Annotated in this window: 17 protein-coding genes and 2 pseudogenes; 4 read left to right on the top strand and 15 right to left on the bottom strand. The window is 31.6% G+C overall.

Going from position 1 to position 19083, the window contains the following annotated elements; translation table 11 throughout:
* Positions 1 to 41 precede the first annotated feature (41 nt).
* The 5 genes from BUR19_RS09500 to BUR19_RS18800 form a co-directional block, all read right to left on the bottom strand.
* Positions 42 to 6113: an NACHT domain-containing protein gene (locus BUR19_RS09500; protein ID WP_074235101.1), complete on the bottom strand. Its 6072-nt coding sequence runs from the start codon at positions 6111 to 6113 to the stop codon at positions 42 to 44.
* A gap of 461 nt (positions 6114 to 6574) precedes the next feature.
* Positions 6575 to 7807: a DUF3945 domain-containing protein gene (locus tag BUR19_RS09510; RefSeq protein WP_139297298.1), complete on the bottom strand. Its 1233-nt coding sequence runs from the start codon at positions 7805 to 7807 to the stop codon at positions 6575 to 6577.
* Positions 7808 to 8513: 706 nt separating this feature from the next.
* Complete coding sequence (locus BUR19_RS19140; protein WP_317041450.1) at positions 8514 to 8591, bottom strand: hypothetical protein; 78 nt, start codon at positions 8589 to 8591, stop codon at positions 8514 to 8516.
* 16 nt (positions 8592 to 8607) lie between these two features.
* Complete coding sequence (locus BUR19_RS09515) at positions 8608 to 8928, bottom strand: JAB domain-containing protein (RefSeq protein WP_245799051.1); 321 nt, start codon at positions 8926 to 8928, stop codon at positions 8608 to 8610.
* Positions 8929 to 9275: 347 nt separating this feature from the next.
* A complete protein-coding gene (locus BUR19_RS18800; protein WP_139297299.1) occupies positions 9276 to 9473 on the bottom strand; it encodes a hypothetical protein in 198 nt (65 codons plus the stop codon).
* Positions 9474 to 9818: 345 nt separating this feature from the next.
* Here BUR19_RS18800 and BUR19_RS09520 point away from each other — a divergent pair, with 345 nt between their 5' ends.
* From BUR19_RS09520 to BUR19_RS09535, 4 genes are all read left to right on the top strand, one after another.
* On the top strand, positions 9819 to 10127 hold the full coding sequence (locus BUR19_RS09520) for a hypothetical protein (RefSeq protein WP_074235104.1): 309 nt from the start codon (positions 9819 to 9821) through the stop codon (positions 10125 to 10127).
* A 16-nt stretch (positions 10128 to 10143) separates the two neighbouring features.
* Positions 10144 to 10617 (top strand): hypothetical protein, encoded by a 474-nt coding sequence (locus BUR19_RS09525; protein ID WP_074235105.1) that lies wholly within the window; start codon positions 10144 to 10146, stop codon positions 10615 to 10617.
* Between the two features lie 10 nt (positions 10618 to 10627).
* Complete coding sequence (locus BUR19_RS09530; RefSeq protein WP_074235106.1) at positions 10628 to 11536, top strand: hypothetical protein; 909 nt, start codon at positions 10628 to 10630, stop codon at positions 11534 to 11536.
* A 524-nt stretch (positions 11537 to 12060) separates the two neighbouring features.
* Positions 12061 to 12465, top strand: a complete 405-nt coding sequence (locus BUR19_RS09535) for a hypothetical protein (RefSeq protein WP_139297300.1) — start codon at positions 12061 to 12063, stop codon at positions 12463 to 12465.
* A 45-nt stretch (positions 12466 to 12510) separates the two neighbouring features.
* On the opposite strand, the gene BUR19_RS09540 is transcribed toward BUR19_RS09535, so the two are convergent.
* From BUR19_RS09540 to BUR19_RS09585, 10 genes and pseudogenes are all read right to left on the bottom strand, one after another.
* The gene (locus tag BUR19_RS09540; RefSeq protein WP_074235108.1) at positions 12511 to 12789 is read right to left on the bottom strand and encodes a hypothetical protein; all 279 of its coding nucleotides are present in this window, start codon (positions 12787 to 12789) and stop codon (positions 12511 to 12513) included.
* Between the two features lie 656 nt (positions 12790 to 13445).
* Positions 13446 to 13631: pseudogene (locus BUR19_RS19305) on the bottom strand (RHS repeat-associated core domain-containing protein); the annotation flags it as partial.
* Positions 13632 to 13659: 28 nt separating this feature from the next.
* On the bottom strand, positions 13660 to 14163 hold the full coding sequence (locus tag BUR19_RS09550; RefSeq protein WP_074235110.1) for a hypothetical protein: 504 nt from the start codon (positions 14161 to 14163) through the stop codon (positions 13660 to 13662).
* Position 14164: 1 nt separating this feature from the next.
* Positions 14165 to 15148: an RHS repeat-associated core domain-containing protein gene (locus BUR19_RS09555; protein ID WP_074235111.1), complete on the bottom strand. Its 984-nt coding sequence runs from the start codon at positions 15146 to 15148 to the stop codon at positions 14165 to 14167.
* A 498-nt stretch (positions 15149 to 15646) separates the two neighbouring features.
* Positions 15647 to 15844, bottom strand: a complete 198-nt coding sequence (locus tag BUR19_RS09560; protein ID WP_074235112.1) for a hypothetical protein — start codon at positions 15842 to 15844, stop codon at positions 15647 to 15649.
* Positions 15819 to 16190 (bottom strand): hypothetical protein, encoded by a 372-nt coding sequence (locus BUR19_RS09565; RefSeq protein WP_074235113.1) that lies wholly within the window; start codon positions 16188 to 16190, stop codon positions 15819 to 15821. The genes BUR19_RS09560 and BUR19_RS09565 overlap by 26 nt, the downstream gene beginning before the upstream one ends.
* 686 nt (positions 16191 to 16876) lie before the next feature.
* Positions 16877 to 17062: pseudogene (locus tag BUR19_RS19270) on the bottom strand (RHS repeat-associated core domain-containing protein); the annotation flags it as partial.
* Positions 17063 to 17121: 59 nt separating this feature from the next.
* Complete coding sequence (locus BUR19_RS18810) at positions 17122 to 17535, bottom strand: hypothetical protein (RefSeq protein ID WP_139297301.1); 414 nt, start codon at positions 17533 to 17535, stop codon at positions 17122 to 17124.
* A 10-nt stretch (positions 17536 to 17545) separates the two neighbouring features.
* A complete protein-coding gene (locus BUR19_RS09580; RefSeq protein ID WP_074235115.1) occupies positions 17546 to 18502 on the bottom strand; it encodes an RHS repeat-associated core domain-containing protein in 957 nt (318 codons plus the stop codon).
* Positions 18503 to 18569: 67 nt separating this feature from the next.
* On the bottom strand, positions 18570 to 19082 hold the full coding sequence (locus BUR19_RS09585) for a hypothetical protein (RefSeq protein ID WP_074235116.1): 513 nt from the start codon (positions 19080 to 19082) through the stop codon (positions 18570 to 18572).
* Between the last annotated feature and the right edge of the window lies 1 nt (position 19083).

The raw sequence follows: 19083 nt of genomic DNA on the forward strand, positions 1-19083 counted from the left end.
AATAAATGTCACGTATTCATGTGTTAAGATAACTATTAATTTTAATCTCTAAGATTCATATGTAACAATTTTTCATTTTCAATTAATTCACCATCTTCAAATATTGATCTAACTAATTTTTTTTGAAAAAACAGCTTCTTTTCAATATTTTTTATTTCTTCTATAGCTTTATCAGATGCAATGACAAACCATCCCTCTCCCACTTCACCATCTTTTCTAGGAGTCATATTCATATTACCACTTGCCCAAAAAATAGATTCTACCATTAATTCTCCTGCTTTGTTTTTCCATGCAAATAATTTTTTGGGTTCCGGAATCCAACTTAGATGTCTTGCTAAAACAGGATTTATTGCTATCCACTTTGATTTAACATCAAACTGACCAAATCTATGATCCCTATGAACAATTATAAAATGACCACCTCCATTTAGTTTGTGATAATTATCGCTGGATTCATGAAAAACTGAACCAAAGATATATGGTTCCGAATTGTCTATTTTATTAATAATGGCAATTTGAGATGAAAATTCTTCAGTTGGACTTCCCCAATCTAGATTCTTAATAATATTATATTCACCTATAATTTTAAAACCATTATCATAATTAATAAAATTATTTTCCTGCAATCTTACATTATCATCAATTTTATCAACCCAATCTTTTCTTACAAATTCATCTTTTTCAATTTTTGGAATGAAAGCTGGCTTTTTAATGACGGAAAAAAAAGATACGTTTCTATCTTTGTCTTTTAGTATTTCACTAAGTTCTTCAGAGAAGCAGAAATTAGCATCTATTAAGTCGGATGCTAATTGATTAATTGCTCTTAATGCTGCGATAACTCGAGGTCTATGAAATGAATATTTTAAATTAATGTCTTCGAGATGACTTCTTATTTCTTTTTCAAAATCAACACTCCATTCATTTTCATTGCCTAACTCTTTCATTAAAGATTGTGTTCTTATTAAAAGATTAGACCTATCTACTCCCGATATTTTTGATATGTAGTTAATAATATAACCAAATGGTCTTATTAAATCATTAGGATTTTCAACATCTAAAGTTGGGAAATAGGGATCATAATCTCTACCCGATTTTAGTGATTTTATGTCTGGAATCTTTAATGAATAAATAGCAGGTAGAATTGTAAACTGAATCTGCGGAATATCTCTTCCTAAAAAATTAAGAATTTCGATAGAATCTCTCCTAATCTCAAAATCTTTAGAAACAGCATATTCTTCAATTAGTGGAACAAAATTAATTGTCTGTTCTGGGTTAAGATGAAATAAGGAAGCTATGATTTCAATAATAGAGTAATCATTAAGTTTTCGTTTTGTAAGATAATCGCTTGCGTATTTATTATTAGCTTCAATAGACTTTGCAAATAATATAATTGCTTTTTCTCTTATTATATTTACTGGCGATTTTAAAAGTTCAACCAAATAATCAACATAGACCTTTTCAAGTGGAATATCCAATGAGTTTAATAAAGGTAAGTCCGCTAAAGGTTTACTATTAGACATTAGCCTTTGGAGATATTTAAAAACTTCATTCCAGATTTCTACTTCTGGGTAACTTTCTGTTAATAACCCTATTATATTTCTTAAATCATAGAAATATGAACTCGGATAACCTGTTTCTATTACATTGTATGAGAAAACTTCAAAAGCTTTTTTTGTTGCTGCTGAGGAATCAATTTTTTTTAAAGCAGTAAAAGCTTCTATCCTAGAGCCTCCATCATAATGTTTTACCCATCCCGATTCGCTCGACAATTCAATACTTTTCTCGGCCAAATCTCTTGCTAAATCGGAATCTCCTTTATTCAAAGCTATTTCACTCATTTTCGAATAAAATATTGATTCTCTTTTTGTAATTTTTGCAAAGCCATTAATATCTTTGATATTATCGAGAGAAATTATTGGTTCTAATTTATCTATAACTTTTGACCAGTTAAAATATGAGTTCCCCTTATCTTCATTTTGCAGCATTTCTTTAAAATCATCATAACTTTTTATTTGTTCAAGAACTTGATTTTCAGATAACCTTTTGTAATCAGGTTTTAAGACCAATTCATTCGAGGAAGAATCAGTATTTTCTTTATCATTTGGAAGAATAAAGTCCGGAAAATGATCTATCGTATTCAAATTTTGGGTTACAAAAAAATTGTCTATCTCTTTTAAAAGATACATCCTGTCTGCCTCAAATGCATTTATATTTATACTGTTTAAAATATATGAAAGTTGGTTTTTGAAAATATTTTCACCACATATTTCAAATCCTTTTTTAAGGATTTCTTTAAGTAATTTTATACTCGTGGATTCTGATAAGAGTAAATATAAATCACAATATAGGTTAACAGCATTATTATAATTTTGTTCTGCATTTATCTGTTTAGTAAAATACTTTATAAAAAGAGCCAAAGCCTCATTAAAATCTATCAGTCCATTTTTTATTTGCCAATTAGACTGTAGTACTCCATCACTTAAATTATTTTCATAAGCTACCTCCAGTAAATCTTCTGAAGCGTCCCAATATGCTCTTCCCTCTGTAGTCTCTTTTATGTGATTAAGGTGTGATAAGAACCATACGATTCTATCAGAAGCACCCACGGGATTAACTTTATTTATTTCTCGCAACCACCTTATCCAAGTAGTAAACTGATAGTCTTTACGGTAGCCAATTCCTATTGATTCTTGTATTGCCTGCTTTAACCATTTTTCACTTGCGCTATTCTCATTAATTTGAAAGTAAATATTTGCCTGATCAATACATTCTCGCACACGCCCATCAATATCGTGATTATCCAACATGAAACTTTCAATTGCCTGCAATCGTTCTACACAAATATCTTTTGAATATTTTTCTTCTATGAGAGATGAAACTATCTTTCGCTGAACTTTACTGCTCCAGTATTTTTTATTATTATCAAATTCTAAAAAAAGCTGATGAGCTATTTTATTTATATTTTCTTTTCCGGTCAATGATACAGCGTAAATTAGGAGATTAAAATACTCCTCTTTGCACTGTTGTATTTTATACCAATAACTATTGCGCGGAGAAATTTCTTTATAATAAAATTTGACAACCGGAATCATCCTTTGAGTAATTTCTCCCGAGAAACTTCCCATTATTCCCTCACTTACTACCTGAGAAATTAAACATAACATTCTTTCAAATTCAACTAATACTTCTTCATCACTTCCAGAAGCAACAGAAGGGATAGCAACAGTAATAGGTACTCCTTTATTGCAAAGATTCAGTAATTTATTAAACTTTATTAATGGAATAAATGGATCCAAAGAATCACTATATCCCAAATCTACTTCTTTTGTTGTGGTTTTTGAAGGGTGTTTAATATTCTCAATCCACTCACAAACTTCAATGATATCCTGAGTGACCTTGAAAATTAAATCGGCAATAAATATTCTTCCAATTGGTGACGTATTCTCTATTGTGAAATGTCTTTTTATAGAAGATATAAATTCAATTGCACGATTATTATCATTCCTATCAATGCATTCTTCAATTGCATTTTGGAAAAGATGAAATATTACATTCTTACCTTTTTTAGTGTTAGTATTGACTTTGCTTAAAATTTTACTGAAATCATCCCATTTATTTTGCTGAATAATACTATAACCAAGACTTTCTAATATTTGAACACGTAAATCCGATTCTTTTTCTTCAAATCTATTATTTTCAGTATCATTAGAAAATTCAATACTATTAACAACTAATAAAATGTTGTCTATCGATTCAAAATACGCAGCAGTTGTTACCCATTCTTGCAAGGAATCTTTTGTATCTCTATAATTATGTGAATTTTCAATTAATATTTTTTGATTAATGATGATTTCAGGATAAGCTAAATTGTACAATAACTCAGCTTCTGACTTGTAGCCAAAATTTAAAAAAATCCTAGATGCTTTTAAGGCATAAGATTCTGAGCAGTGCAGTACATTTCCCGATCTTAAGTATCCTACAGCTTCGCTAAATTTGTTTATTTCTAAGAGTTCTTCTGTAAGAGATGCAGGATTAATATTAAATAACCTGCTTTCAATCTCAGCAGAACAAAACAAATATTTTAGGAGAACGATTAAATTATTTTGCTTTCTACTGATTTCAATACCCAAATTTATATCTTTCTTAATTTCATCTGTAGGTCTAAAATTTAATAACTGAGCCGTGAAATCTTCCGGAGTTGCAACCGATAAAAATTTATCATAATCTTCTGATTCAAACAAATGATAATTCTGATTCCATCGTTGCTCGATAGTAGATTTCTCATAATATTCCGCTAACTGTTTGTGATAGTTACGATGCAAAATGAAATCAAAATCGTTATTTAAATAATTTATGGCTGTTTGAGTTAACAAAAATTGTTTAAATGAATTATGAAAAAAAGACAATGCTTTATTCTCTTCATTAAATAAAATTTTTGCTTTCTCGTTAAATGATTTGTGTGTTGCCCTTTCAAAAGACCATTCTTGTAAAAAACCGATATTTATTAAGCCTTTTATTCTAGCAATCAAACCTAAAAAACTAACTAAATTTTCCTCTTGATTAATTGGTTCCCAAATCTTTTTATAATAGTTATCTATATCTCCTTCAATTGTTGGAAGGGAGTCAATCACTTCCTCTAAGCTCTCTATTCCTGATAATTTTTCTACCAAATATGATAAATATAAGGGATGCCCTTGCGACTTCTCATATATTTTTGATTTTATACCAATGGTTACTTTGGCAATGAAATCTACGTTATCTATATAATTGTAAACGTCTTCTTTTCTTAAAGAATCAATTTTTATAGTTCTTTCGGAATTCTGTTGTTCACTTTTAACTTCTTGAGGAATGTCGCTTAAATCGTAAGACTGACTACCTAAAATAATAATAACACCACTTGGTAATGTTGCAGGTAATGGAAGTTCTCTAAGAAAATTGGTTGAAGCTGATTTATATTCTCTTGGAACATGGTCTAACCCGTCAATAATGATTATAGTTTTTTGTTGAGACTCATTATATTCTTCACCAATGTATTTTATTTGTTCGTAAAATACATCTTTTAAAAAAACAAGATCCTTATAAGGTAAAATATCTCTTTTATATATACCTTCTTCTTTTATTTGGAAAACTAAATCAAAAAATAAATGAATTGCATTCCCTCTTTCATAATAATTTAAATGTGATGATGGATTTGCAAAATCAAAAGCATAGTATTTAATAATTCTTTCAGTGGATGCTTTAGACCATTGGTTCAGCAAGGTAGATTTACCTGAGCCCGGTCCTCCCGATAGAAAAACATAGCCTGATTCTAGATGATTAACCTTAGAACTTAATAAGTCTAAACTACTTGTTATAGGCTGATACTTCTTCCTATCTATTACTATATCGTGATTGAATGTTGTTTTAAAGCGGCTTTCCCAGCCTAGTTCTTGGATTATCTGAAGTCGTGAGAATTCTACGAGTCGTATTGGACTTGCTACTTTTTCTATAATAAATCGGCTCAAGTCTTGTAGATCATTATCCTCTCTTAAGTACTTTGAATTTGTAACACTAAATTCTCTTTGTTTGTAGGCATGGTGAAAATCAAAAACTTCAACAAATTCGTTAAATTCTTCCTCTTCTACATTAAGTGTTTTTTTTAAATCTTCAATGACCGGATTCCACTTATCATTAATTACATACTTGTTACGTAGCTTTTTCCAAACTTCATTTATAAAATCATTAAAGCTTCCTATCTTATCATTTCCGATTTTTATAGTGTCACTCGTAGATAATTTTTTATTTGTAATCAAATGTGGGATAACCTTTTTACTTACATTAATTCTTTTCAAATTTTTCCAGCTTGATACAATTACGGGTAAAAGGCTGATAAAATTAGTATATGATATATCTGCCTCAGCAATTGTCCATTTAACTTGATACGCATGAACTTCTGAAGATGTAGAATATTGGATATCATCGAGCTTTTCGGCTTCCGGGTCTGCAACTTTTATCCAAGAAAGACTTTTATTAATTAAATTAAGATAAACAAACCATGCAAATTCATCAAATTGAGGTAAATATCCTCCTATAGCAGCTCGTTCTCCTTTTGCAGAAATCAATTTATTATCCATTGAAATTAGTTTATAACAAAATTAACTATTTATAACTAATATAGAAGTTTTATTGAGACTAACGATTTGTTCTCTTTTAAGAATCCTAGATTTCTCTTTGGAGATTTTAAAAATCAACAAAATCTTAATAATGTTCAGCAAGTTTTTTTCAAAAACATCCCAAATCCAAACATTACCATATTTTTGAAATATGTTTGCTTTAAAACTATGCAAAAATGCGTTTCCGCCAGCAGGAAGGAATTGCATTTTTGCCCCCGATTTTCTCCAGGACACCAAATTATATAACTCCTGTAAGCTACCTCAGCAAGTAAAAAAAGCTTCGACTTTCAAATCTATCAGTCGAAAATCAAAAACAATATCGAAACAGCAACATAAACAAATAAACCTCTAAAGTCTAAATCCTTTGGAGGTTTTCACCTCTATCATCCATAGATTAGCCAACAATCATTATGACATGTAAACTACATTTTATTTGGATTCTTAAACGAAAACACAATCCTCTTAGACAGTTCATCAAAACGAATATATCCTTGATAGTTCTTTCCTCCTTTACTAACCAATCCATTAATATAAGCCCACTCCCCTTTTTCCAACTTATTCATCTGCCAATTAAACAGCCTTTTCCCTCTAAACATCTTCGGAATCTCAACCAAAGCCTCATCTTTATAAATCTTCGACTCAGAAATTTTCACATCACTCTCAAACAAAAACTCAACACATTGTTTTTCAGCATTAAACTGAAGATTAGCCGAAAACTCTTTACCATTTCTTGAAATCATCCCCTCAACAAACAAAGCCTTACCTTCTTTCAGAATTCTCTGCTGTGCCCTATCAAGCTGAACACCACAAACCACCACAGGAATTCTGACAAAATCCAATCTCAAATAAAACAATTCATTGGTTAGCCTATCCATACTGATTAAAGAAGGTATCAATTCTCCGGTCACTTCATCAATAAGCTCCACAACTCTGCCCATATTTCCCGAATTCAACAGATTAAATTCATCCTCTTGGCTAAACCTATAACCAAAAAACAACTGGTTAAAATTCGATCTGTCTTGTACTCTATGAATACAAACTACTACTTCCCCATCATTATTCAATCTCAACTGCAATCTTGCATTAGTTTTAACTCCTGATTTTCCATTTTTCAATGATACACGAATCAACTTGGGCGTTTTATATCCTTTCAGCAAACAATCTAACACTTCCGATCGCTCTAACATTTCCCTATCAAGACCTATCTCTGCCAATCGTTCCCATGGTACATCTTCCATCTGAAAGCGGTATTGTAAAGAGTTGATTTCAGAAGGCTTTTGATAAAGACCATTCTTTATTTTAGAAGAATCTCTCCCAGTGTTTGTTTGATTTCTGATGGATTCTACTTTCTCGATAGAAACTGCGTAGTCAATCAAATCCATTTTCTCTCTATCCGAAGAAGATTCCAAATACTTCTGCAAACCAATTGCAGTTTCTCTCGCTTGATATTTTTTCACTTTAAAAAATGAATAATCAGCAGGATCTTTAAGCTGATAATAAAAATTTGTATAAAAATCTAAAAAAGATACTGCCGACGAATTAATACTTAGCATGGTATCAATTCCAGTCCCGTCGGGCTGAATGTCTATAAGATTTCCCTGCTCATTGACATTCTTTACAATCCCCACAGAATTAGTACTGTGGCGAAGTACCAATAAGGTACTGTTTTCTGAAACTGCTGTATGATTTCCGATGCTATTAATAATGATGATTTGTTAATTAGTTTGTGGTTAATCCTATTTTTTAATACACTTTTTTGATGCCTTCATTGATATAAATCTTTCAGTCAATCTGTTTTTAATCTTATTGGTTTAATCATATTTCCGATGCTAATTACAATGATGATTTCTTAGTTAGTTTTAAATTTATCCTCCCTGCTTTAATCAGATTTCGATTTTGTTCACGATAACAATTGAGTATTGGTAGCTATGACTTATTGGAGTATACTGTAATTTTTAGCTGTTTAATTATGGCTATCTTCTAAAAAAATTTAAGGCTTTATCACGTCTCAATTCTCCTCTCTTCGCTTCAATTCTCATCAACTTACACCTTCACTTCACTTCACTTCACTTCACTTCACTTCACTTCACTTCACTTCACTTCACTTCACTTCACTTCACTTCACTTCACTTCACTTCACTTCACCTCACTTCACCTCACATCACATCACATCACATCACATCACATCACATCACATCACATCACATCACTTCACCTCACTTCACCTCACTTCACCTCACTTCACCTCACCTCATCTCATCTCATCTCATCTCATCTCATCTCATCTCACATCACTTCACATCACTTCACCAGTATTAACTATCAAAAGCAATTACAAGAAGCCTAATAATTTTAAAAACCTCATATCATCCCATCATCCGCAAAAGAATAATGCGAATCCGAAGTCAAAATCACGTGATCCAGTAAAGACATACTCATCACCTTACACGCCTCTTTAAATCTGAGCCGTCATTTTAATATCAGCACTTGAAGGTTTAAGATTTCCCGAAGGATGATTATGAGCCACGATAATCCCCGAAGCATTACAAAGAAGACCAGCCTGCAATACAATTCTGACATCGACCAATGTTGAAGAAATCCCACACTCTGATATTTTCTTAATTCCTAAAACCTTGTTAGCCTGGTTCAGATACAATGCAAAGAAAGATTCCCGATAATCCATTTCATCAGAATCAAAATGCTCTCTAAAAATTTGCACTGCATCTCTTGATGATGAGATTAGCCTTTCACAATTTCCTTTTCTTGAATAGCTCAATTAAATTTCGTTTACAATATTGAATTTCATCTGAATTGCTCCGAGTGCGGCGGAGACCTGTATTTCCCGCACCTACTATTAAAAAACCACTAGATTCTGTAATTGCAGCTTGAAGGAAATCTTGACTTTTTCTATTCTTTACTTGATTGTAATCCATAAGACTGATTTACAATTTGATCGTACAAAACATTTATAATTCGATTAGTTGAATTGATTTCTAATTCAATTTGATGAATTAATCTCTAATCCATTCGGACAAACTAATTGATCAATACCGTGAAATAATTATCTTTTTATAACATCATATCAAATGATCTATACTAATAAAATAAATAAGAATCAAAATTTCAATGAACTGCATTTGCACCTTGTGAGGTTTCTGACTTTTCTATGCGGATTACCATTCGGGCAGGCACAAGGAAAACTGCAATCAATTCCTTGAAAACAATAAGAAAGACAATTGATGAAAGCTTGAAATCTTTTTGCGGAGGGTTTGGAATCGCCGATTCCGGATACCCAAAAAGATTTTTTTTCAGCCGTGACAACGGAATAGATTTGCTATAGAAAATGAGATAACCTCAGATGCAGAATGTACATTGAGGTTTGGTCTGTGGAGAGCTTGGTTCAGTAAAATTTATTAGAAAAGAGCGATAATTACTAAAGAAATAACAAACTTTTGATAAAATAAGAAAGAATGATGATTAGAAGAAAGTCCTTAGATATATTTTGAAACTCTGAAAGCCTTCACTGACAGACAAAATTTTCGACATCGCAGCGCAAAATCCGTTAAAACAATAAAACTAGCAATCACCTATTAAAAAAAACATAATCATCTCACAATTAAATATTTAAATGTATATTTATAATACCAATATTAAAAAATTATAATTATGGAAAAACAACACGAGAGTGAGTCTCTACACCAATTCATCCAAGTAATTGATGGAGCTATCTGTCATAATATTTATGCCGGATATATTAAAATTTTAAAAAACACTCATCCTTCGAGATCAATTTCTGTACAATTGAGAGTAACTTCAGATCCTCCTAATGACGATGTGACAGGTCAAAGGATAAGTTATCTTATGAATCCGATTATCGTCGGTGCTAATTCCTCTAGTGAAATTGGATGTGATGTACCTGGCCCTACCAGACAAAGATTTTTTTTTGTTCCTGAGATTGTAAAATGGGGAAATTAATTTAAAACTATCAAACATGGAAGAAATTAAACTGAATGAAGAAATTATTTCTGGCGAAAATTGTGTATTTAAAATTGCTGTCAAGAAGACCAATTATTTTGAAATTAAATTTGGATACGATAGTAATATCAATTCAAAATCCTATTACTATTTTATTGAAAATATAAAACTTAGCCCATTAGGTGACTATAAATATCTACTTATAGGCTCGAACATAACAGAAAATCAATATTATAAAAGTTTTGGAATTTCAAACATTGGTGAACTTTTAAATTACAGGCAACCTAGATTTGATATCGAACTTATAATAAATGTACCTTTTTTCAAGAAAGGGCACTACTTACATATCAGAAACATATGCAAATACAATCCTAATGAGAATTCAAAAGCTTCAATTCATTTTTACGATGGCTTTGGAAATAATAAAGAGATAATTAAAGACTTAGAGCTTATTTCAAATGAGCTTACCAGCTTTCAAGTTAATTGGTAAATGAAATATTATGTTAGCAAAAGAATTATTTTTTGAAAGACTTCCTGATCCAGATTTTAATAAAGAAGTATACTCGGTTTCATCTCACAATGATAATGCATCCAATCATAGTGCAATATACCTAAGAGCTAGAAGACATTTGACGACACAAGAAGCGGTTAATAACCTTAGGAATGGAAGCAATGGTTTAAAGAGAGTATTAGGAATTGGTGGACATGGAGCTCCAGGGTTTGTTGAGACAGGAGCAGGACCTTCCGGATCTTCAGATGAGAATCAATACATTTACGCAGGGAATCAAAGTTTATGGGCTGATCAATTAGAAAGATTTTTTAATGAAAGATTTAATGAATTTGTTATTTATAGTTGTAGTACTGGTGCTAATAGAAGTGGTGCACATTTATTATGGCTAATTGCTAAACATGCAGAAAAACAGGTCATTGCCCGAACTGGTTTACTTTATGCAGTTCGTCAAGGAAATAAATATTGGTTCGAAACAGAAAAGGGTGCCACTTGGCAAAGAGCACATTATGATATGATTGAGCCACCTGAACCAATTGACACTCCACACCAATTCTTGAATTACAGAAATCCAATGAAAAGTTTTGAGTATTTTGATGGTAATATCTTAGTAGTCATTAACTTTTCAGAAGTACATAAGATTGAGGTTATTGATAATAATAAAAAAATCATAGAGATAGATCAAGAGTCATATTTTTTATTTTTAGATAGAGTATTTTATACAGAAGGTATTTCCATCGAAGGCGAAATATTAGGGATAGTATCTAAACAAATATTCATTTATTTTAAAGATAAAAAATTGGAGCTTTCAATTTATGAGGATCGATTTTGCAAATTTGTAGGACAACCCATTGGTTATTATTTGTCTGAAGATTTAAAATCATTGATATCATTTCAATGAACTGCATTTGCACCTGGTGAGGTTTCTGACTTTTCTATGCGGATTCACCATTCAGGCAGGCACAATGAAAACTGCAATCAATTCCTTGAAAACAATAAGAAAGACAATTGAAGAAAGCTTGAAATATTTTTGCGGAGGGTCTGGGATCTCTGATTCCGGATACCCAAAAAGATTTTTTTCAGCAGTGACAACGGAATAGATTTGCTATAGAAAATCGCATACCCTCACGGGCATCAAGAGTAATTGAAATGAAATCCTGCTTTAACAGTTATTAAAGTAAAATGAAAATTGATGAGGCCATTCACAACACATAGCGGCAATAAGATTTCTACGATTTAGGTTTAAGTATTTTAAGGAAAATGAATTTTTACAGCTAAGAAATAACAATTTGGATCTGGACAGATTAAACAACTTCTTTTCTGTCAATCTGATCTTTGAATATGTTTAATTGGATAATAATATACTTTAAGATAACAGAAATATTGAATTTTGTCATTTAGAATTTTGTTTTTTGATTTGGTACAATGAAAAATATAGTTGCCAAAAACAATTATCTTTGCAGCACTAATAACATCTCTATGGTTAGAACACTATCTCTTTCATTCTTTTTCATTGTCAGCTTATCTAATTTGTTCTTTGCACAATCCAACAAATTTTTGCTGGACACTGAACTCAACACCTTTGAATTACCGGCTGGAAAAAATTATACCTCTGGTATTCCGCGTGCGGATGCACTTAAAAATATTGCGGATGCTTTGGGGATTTCAAGCGATGCTTTACTGAATGATGAAACAGTATCTATTAAAGACAAAGAACTTCTCAAAAAGTTCGAGGTAATACAGGAAATGAACGAAGAGGACAGGGCGATGATAACAAGATTCCTAGACCTAACAATACGAGATTATAAAGCGAAAAAAGCTTACTCATAAAACAACAAAAATCCAACTCAATTGAGTTGGATTTTATGGTTTAAATTATTTAGAAAGTTCTTTAATCTTAGCTATAACCCCGTAAAAATCTACATCTTTTTCAGGTTCTATTATTTCGCCTGTGTCAAAATTTTCAATAATTACATTGTAATTTTTTGTATCAAAATAGTTATATGAAGATATATAAAGTAACTTTTCATCAAATCGCAATCCTATTGCTGTAATATCGGAATCCCAAAAATCTACTACCTCAAGCCCCGTTATATTTTCAGTTTCTAAAGTCTTTATCAAACGAATTATTTCTGAACTTTTATTATCTATCATTATTTCAAAAATCTACTATCTGTTAATAATTTACGTACAGTTGTATTACCACTTTGCAATGCTTCTTTTACCGTACTATTTAAATGTTCTGCTGGAAAAACTGATTTTATACTCCCTTGTCTATGTGTTAATATAAATTCTTGTACCGTTTTATCTGCGTTTTCTAATATGCTCATTGTAGTAGGACTATTTATGTTTAATTTAAGAGCCTTAGCTAGTTTCATAAATTTGCCTCCAAAATTTCCCATTCTAGCAACATTACCCATATTACCTTTTCTCATATTTACAAGTAAAATAGCTGTTGCAACTACCATTTCTGCAGTATCCTCACTTTCTCCAATAGATTCAATTCCATTTTTAAAATCTCCTGGAACATCCTTCATCGCAGCCCACATTTTTTTAAATTCACATCCAATATCATTATGTCCACATTTACCATATCTTGCATTCAATGCTGCATTTTCTTCAGGAGTATTAGGAACTATAGGAGCAATTAACCTTAGTGTTTTATCTATTGACGATAATGTTTTATTAATATCAATACTAGAAATTATTTCAACAGCTTTAGATTTTACGGCTCTGTATTTAGTGATAACAACTTCTTCTATTTCAGTCACTCCAGACTTTTTCGGGTCATCTCCACCTCCAAAGCCTTCACCAATCATTCCTGTTGGGTCATTAAAGAAAATAGGATTATTATAAGCATAGGAATAAGGACTATAAGGAAATTGTAGTTCACTTAAATCATCTATTACACCCCATCTCCCAATATCCGCCATATACATTCTCGCACCATAATCATACATCCCGGTCTCCTGCAACTCCTTGCCGTTGTACTTGTAGTTTTTGTATGTCGTAATAAGACATTACCTACTTACCTTTCATTTTCCATTTTTTTTCTTCACAAGAGTATTCATAAATTGTCGTTGACCCTCCAACATTTGTAAATTGATAGTTTTTATTTTCGTAGTTTATTATAAAATCTATAATTTTAATAATTATCCTATTTCCCTCCAATATCTGAATAACTTTCCAAGCATTTATTCCTTTTTTTAAGAGGTTTATATTTTTTTTGTTATAAATATCAATTTCTTTAAATGTTATTTTAGAAGTATTATTTACTCTAAGATTTTTGTTATTCTCATCAAGTAAATATAAATTATTGATTTTATTAGAAAGCTGTTTTGAATATGTTTTCCAGTTTTCAGTCTGAATATCTTTACTCAACTCTTTGTTATAAAAATCAAAAAAATCATTAGCATTATTTACTATTACTAAATCTCTTAAAATTTTATATTCATCTTCTAAAATTTGAGCCTTAAATATTGAAGAACAAAATAGAAAGCATATAATTAAAAATATTATTTTTTTCATTTTATCTTGTTTTAGGGGTAACGAAATATCTTTGAGGAACTGTTGCCATTACTCCAGTATTATTGTAAATATATACCGTTCCATTTGATCTAGAAAAAACATAATTAGTCGCTGTTCCACTATTTTGAATATCTCCTCCCACATTAGATGGCGCATTTCCCCAACTACTCGTCGTAGTTGTTCCCCCTAAAGTTGTAGAAGATCCGAAATTATTATTACCTCCTGCCGTTGATTCTGTTTTACTTCCACTAGGATGCGAATGAAATTTAGATTGATTCCCATATGTAGTAATAGAAATATTAGCATTTGGATCAGTTGCAGGGTCTCGTACAGGTCCTGCTGGAGATTCTACAACAGTTCCATCATTTTTAATACGACCTCCATACTCTCTATTATTTGCATCCGAAGTTCCTCCTCTTCCATCGTCTTGATTAACAATATCTACCATTCCTTGGCGAGTATCTGCACTTCCAGCAATTTCAACGCTATTATTGTATGCTATACCATTAGATGCAAAAGCAGAAGTATTTCCTGAATTACTTGTAATAAAACTTTCTGTAGCTCTTCTATCACTATTTGAAATGCCTGCTGAAGGAGCACCAGAGTCAAAACTTGATTTTGTTGTTTTTACAACATAAACCTTACCATCGTTTATTCCATCATTGCCAAGATATTCTCCCTTCTCATTTATAAAATCCCCTTCTAATCTTCCATCAGAATCAATAAACCTAATAGGATTATCATAAGCATATCGATAAGGGCTCCATCTTCTATCCATTTCCGTCAATGGGTCAACATTGAACCAACGCCCTACGTCAGCCATATACATCCTTGCGCCATAATCATACATACCAGTTTCTTGCAGCTCCTTACCGTTGTACTTGTAATTCCTGTACGTGGCACTCGGGTTGAAAACCGAAGACACACTGCCAACAGGATTGATAAAGTTCAACCCAAACGGATAGTAGTCGTTCCTGTCCTCCATAAACAGATCATTGTTGGCATCCCTCCCAAAATTCTGTCGGGTATTGCCCAAATGATCCTTGTACTGGTAAATATACCTAAATTATCCAAAATCATAAAACCCTTCCGCCGTGGCAAAAAAGTTGGGCTTTGTTTCAACCATCTCAATGGATCCACTTGGATCCACAATTACCTTATCCTCCAATTCAAACGACTCTCTCTGTCCTGCCGCTGACATCTCTTCTGCTGCAGGCTTTTCTCGTAGGGCAATCTCAATATCCTGATTATAGGGTGTAGTATAAACAAAGCCATCCAGATATCAGGTTTCAATATTCTGACTGTTGACCTCAAAACTTCTTGTGAACACCATCTGCACGGTAAGTGTATATTATAATTTTATCATATCACTAACTCTAGTACATCTATAATGACTCTCAATCATTTGCAATCTGTTTTTTCTCCAAAAATAAATGACAGTAGGTTTATCCTACTCTCATTTTTAAATTTATAAATTATTATTTTAATTGATTATCAGTAATTTAATATTAAAAACCATATCCGTCACTAACTTTGGAACATTACCCATATACATCCTTGCTCCGTAATCATACATTCTTGTCTCCTGCAGTTCTTTCCCGTTGTACTTGTAAGGTATCGCCATCGGGTCATATAAAGAGACCTGCCCAAAAGGTTTAAAAATTAGTAGACAAGACTTCATCTACATTGGATTCATAATCTAAAGTGTCTATCTTCCAATTATTCTTTATTATAAGTTTTAATGCTCCTTTCGCTTTTATAATAGAATCTCCAATTTGAATTTTCTCATTCCAACCTGTATGTGTGGGTAAACTGTCATTTCCATATATAATATATGTTGCTCCGTGATTAGAATAATCTATTGATTTTCTCTGAATAATAGATCTTATCGTTTTGCTTCTAACTTTTTTAAATAGTAAATCATTTTCATCATTAGATGGAAACAAATGAAAATAGATTTGAATAGATGCAAAAATCAATACAGTTACTAGAATACCAAAATAAAATATTTTTTTAGAATTTTCCATTATCTCCCAATTAAAGTAGTTTTAGATCTTGTCCACATAGCTCCGGCTTCAACTCCAATACCATAACCTCCTCCTTTTGTTGTATATCCATTAACGTTCTGACCCCATTTATTGTAGTTGAAATTTTGTGAACGGGTTAAATTACGTTCATTAGTAGATCCACCATAAGATCCTGAAACTGGACCAACGCCTAAATTATATGAATTCCCATAACCTTCATAATCACTTACGTGAAAATTCCTATCAGGATTAGTTGCTGTTATTGGAATAAAATCAAGACTTAGGCCTGCTCCTAGACCTAGATTACCCCCGATTGAATAATAAAAAGAAGAATCTCCGTATGAATCTTTAACAAATCCAAATGCTAAATTTAATCCGCCTCCAAAAGCCCAATTTAAAGAAACTTGCGAAGCCATACCACTTATAGGCGTTTCTAATGCATTAACTTCAATTCCACTAATGTTAGAACTGCCGTATGATGTACTTTTATCTGCTACTTGTGTTACAGAACCATTCTCGTTCAAAGTATGTGTAATGTTACCATCTACTTTTATTGTACCTGTTGCTCCCACACTATCAACATTTTCATAACCCGCCTCTTTTGCTTGAGCTACAGTTTTTACATTTGGATCATACGTCATAGTAGTTTGGCTAGTTTTAGGATCTATCGTTTTTATCCAGTCTGTACCTTGCCTTCCATCCGGATCAATAAATCTAAGTGGATTATTGAACGCATAATTATAAGGGCTATGACGGGTCATCTTTTCCGCCAGCGGATCCACCACGCCCCATCTTCCGATATCCGCCATATACATCCTCGCTCCGTAATCATACATTCCAGTCTCCTGAAGTTCCTTACCGTTATACTTGTAATTCTTATACTTCCAAAAAAATAGGTTATTAACTATACTAATATGATAACAAAACCCTATTAAATAGCGGATTTTCTAGTGTAATTAATGTTCAAAATATTCAATATTACTAGACTGACTAAAAATAATGTTGATGAATTTAAATATATATCAACTTCGATAATGCCTTTGAATAAAATCATATTCTTAAGCCAAACACTTAATAAAAGTATTGAAGAATATAATACATATTTGAAGTTTCTAATAAAAATCGAAAGAATGAATATCATTATAGATAACACTATTTCCATATCTATAATGAAAAAATTATTTGGATAATTACTAATATCAAAACTTATAGATTCTGATTTAAATACATCTAAAATAAATTGATATAAAGGATATGCAGGGGAAAAATTATAAGCAATTTTAATATTTAAAAATCCTATCACTACCAGAAGCGCTATAATTATAATTATATATTTCTTTTTCATATTGATTTATTTATGAACCTGATCCTGTTCCTTTATTCTCTTCGTTTCCTGTTCTGACATTAGGTTTAACCTGAAAATTATTAAAATTTGCTTTTTTGAACCAATCGACTGGATTTACGCCTTGATTAGTTCTTTGTATCAATGGCTTTAAATATGGAGTTACAGAATCATCTATATTAACGTGTGAAGTTCCTTTCAATTGACCTGAATATGATTTCTGGTCATTACTTGACCTTAATCCACCACCACCAGTAAACATATTATTTTCAGCACTTAAGTTAATCATATTTTGAACATTACTTCCCAAAGTTACAGAATAAGGGTCAGAGCTGTATGCGGTTCCTCCTCCCGCATCTACAGAAACAGGCTCCATAGTGAAAACTAAATTTATTGATTCTGATGTAGAATTGGCAGCATTTAAAATATCTTTCCCTCCTGCGCTATGTCCAATCATTATGACATTTCCATCAGGATTAACGCTTCTATAATTCGATATAGTTTCAACCATATGAGTAGAAGCTAATCCACTATCTGTTCCAGTATAAGCAGCTACAGCAATATTACTGCCTAGACTATTTTGAAGACTTGATAAAGCTCCATCTGTTTGAAGGCTTTTGGGTAAATTAGAATATAAAGTATTTGTTCCATCACCAACACCGTCTCCTGCTCTTCCATTAGCTCTTCCTAATCCAAGTACAACTAATGATGTTTGGTTTTTATTAAAGTTGCCTGCTGGTATAGCCTCAAGTCCTTCCAACTCTCTATGTGATACAACTTTATTTTCAGAGAAGTTATAATGCGACTGATATGCATATTTTTCAGAAAGCGGGTCTACATTAAAAAACCTTCCCACATCCGGCATATAATTCCTCCACTTAAACGAGTAAAAACCAGTCTCTTGAAGCTCTTGTTCCTGGAATTTGTACTGATTGTTCCGGTAATCTATAATAGTCCTCTGCTGGAGCAAAATGTTAGGTTTGGATTGTATAGATATGAGTGAGACTGTAGCAACAGCGGGGAATAGATTATTTTTTTCATTTTACCAATATTGGATTCTCATATTTTACATCCTTTATTATTTTCTTTTTTAATGTATCATAAATAGTTTCTTGCTGCAGATATTCTTTTTCTCCATCATTTACAAATTCTAAAATAGAATAAGCCGTTCCGCTTTTATTATAAAATATCCATCCTCCACGTCTTAAAAAAATTTTTTTATTCATAAAGTAATCTCCTTCTCCTTCACTCACAGTTTTCCCATTTTCAAAGTAAATTTTTGTGAAAAAATGATTTGGTTTTTTTAATAGATATGAAAACGAATGTACTTTTTTAGAAGGATAATATTGATAAACTTTATTGATTGTGCCATTCACATATATAAACTCTGTTTCTAATTTTCCTGAATTATATGTTTTAGAGTTTGTAACAATCCCCTTAGAATATGTGATTTTTTGAACCAAATCTCCCTCTTTTTTTGTTTCTATATAATTCTCTTTCGTACAGGATAGAAGTGAAAGAAAACAAAAAAACGTAATTATTTTTTTCATA

Origin of the sequence: Epilithonimonas zeae, from assembly GCF_900141765.1 — a bacterium.
Taxonomy (GTDB): Bacteria; Bacteroidota; Bacteroidia; order Flavobacteriales; family Weeksellaceae; genus Epilithonimonas; species Epilithonimonas zeae.